General features: G+C 20.3%; 1 protein-coding gene. It reads left to right on the top strand.

Annotated elements, in window-relative coordinates:
• Positions 1–207: 207 nt before the first annotated feature.
• Positions 208–2,473, top strand: a 2,266-nt coding sequence (locus EHV01_RS04710) for an ankyrin repeat domain-containing protein (RefSeq protein ID WP_422066437.1), incomplete at its 3' end; no start/stop codon positions are given.

Here is a 2,473-nt window from a genome sequence, read left to right as displayed (position 1 = left end):
WATTTGCCTAAATATAAATTTGGGTTATTAGCAAAGTAAAATAAAAAATGAAAATACAACTCGTCAAAATTTATATTTTCATAAGTATAAAATAACAAAATAAAACTGTTTTGTCAAATTATATTTTGAAAACTAATAAATTTTCACTTTTGTTGAAAATTTTTTTTAATTAAATTTATTTTGTAAAAAAATGAAGGGAAACAAAAAATGAAAAAACTTTTAGGATTATTAGGAACAATTATGATAACTGGAAGTGCAATACCATCAATCGTTGCAGCGGCCCCCAATCGAAAACACAGTATTAAAAAAAGACAAAATAACGAAAATACCTCAACTACTCCAAAACCGCAAGATGACAAACAACCTCAATTTTCAACAACTTCAGATAGTAAAGTTGATATTATTGAAAAAGAAATTACTTTAAATGAAAATTATTCTGATAATATTCAAAAAATGTTACAAGAACTTATTGATGAAAATTATATTGATCCACTAAGAAGAATCAATATGGGTGGACTTATAAGTAAAGAGCTTGATAATAAAACAATTATTTCTAAATTAGAAGAATTTGAAACTAAAATGGCTAATTGATTTAAAAATCAACAAAATAACAAGGATAAAATATTAATATTAACATTAAAAAATAGTAATAATGAAAGTGTTAAATTAGTAATTAATTTAAATAACCTTTACTTATTAGGATTTATTAATAATCAGAATCAATATTTTTATTTTGATGATGAAATTTTAAAAAGAATAGAACAAATTAATCAAGAAGAAGTCACAAAGCTTAATAATTTAAAGGATAAATTAAATAATTTAAAAGAAAATAATTTTTTATCTAATGAAGAAAAAGTAAAAGAATATTTGCAACAAAAAAATGAAGTTATTACCCTTAAAGCAAAAGAAAAAAATATTAAAAGATTAAATTATAAGAATGAGAAAAAATATTTATATAACAAAATTGAAAATTTAAAAGGAGGTAGTTTAAAAGACGATGAAGAAAAAATTAAATCTTTAAATAAATCAGTAATTAAAAAATATAATTGTCAAAAGATTAATTTAAATTATACGGGAGCATATTCAAAAGATGGATTAGATGTTGTAATAAAACAAAACGAAAAACAAGAAGGAAAAGATATTTTTATTTCGCAAGATACTTTAAATAATGCAATTGCAAATTTATCAAATTATGATAATAAACAAGAAAATCAAACAACAAAAGATGATTTAGTAAAACTGATTTTTATTACAAGTGAGGCTGTAAGATTTCAATGTGATGAAAAAACTTTAGAAATTTTTGAAAAAATTGAAAATATTGATGAATTACATAAAATAATAGCTGAGAGTAAAAACATATTAGAAAATATTAAAGAAAAAGTATTTAACTCAAATCAAACAATTAATTGAAAAGATTATACTTCTCAATTAAGAGGTGATTGAAAAAAATATTCAGAACAGTTAAATAAATTTAGAATAAAAATTTGAGATCAATTAATTTATTTTAATAATTTTATTAATTTTGTTAATGATTCAAAAAATGAAATAGACAAATTTATAACAAAAATTAAAAAAATAAATGTTACTGAAGAAAGGGAACAACTTTTACAAATAGAACAAGAAACTAATTTAATTCAAAAAATAGAAAAACACAATTTAGATATTAAAAAAATTACTAATACATTATTTTTTATGAAAAAAATCTGAGAAAAAATGAACTTTACTAATTTTAAAATTTTACACTTATTAATTTTAGAAAGTAACATTGATTTAATTAAATTTTTAATTGTTAGTGGCTATGATGTTGATATTCAAGATGAAAATGGTGATACTCCTTTAATTACTACAATAAAAGAAAATAATTCAATAATGGCTAAATTGTTAATTGATAAAGGTGCTAATGTTAATCTTCAAAATAAAAATAGATTAACTCCTTTAGATTATGCAATAGATAGAAATAATAAAGAACTAGTTCAATTGTTAATTGCTAAAGGTGCTGATGTTAATCTTGAAAATTTATTCAATGGTCATACTCCTTTAATTACTGCAATACTTAATGATGATCTAGAAATAGCTGAATTGTTAATTGATAAAGGTGCTAATATTAATTTTAAAAATAAAAATGAATTAAATCCTTTATTTTTTGCAATATTAAACAATTTTCCAAAAATGGTTCAATTATTAATTAAAAATAATGTTGAGGTTGAAAGTAAAAATAAATTTGGTTTAACAAATATAAATTTTGCACGATATTTGGCAATGAGTTTGGAAAATATTCCAGATGTTATTAAATATAAAGATGATGTTAATCTTCAAAATAAAAACGGAGACGCTATTTTAAATATGAAAATAAACAAAAATTATCAAAAAATTCTTGAATTATTACTTGAATATAGTGATAAGATTAATAATCAAGAAGAAAATGGTGATGGTCCTTCAAATACTGCAATAGTTATAGATAATTCAAAAATWT

Source organism: Spiroplasma sp. hy2 (genome assembly GCF_044714365.1).
Taxonomy (GTDB): domain Bacteria; phylum Bacillota_I; class Bacilli_A; order Mycoplasmatales; family Mycoplasmataceae; genus Spiroplasma; species Spiroplasma phoeniceum.
The sequence above is the reverse complement of the archived record's forward strand: the minus strand, read 5'-3'. Positions and strand labels throughout refer to the sequence as shown.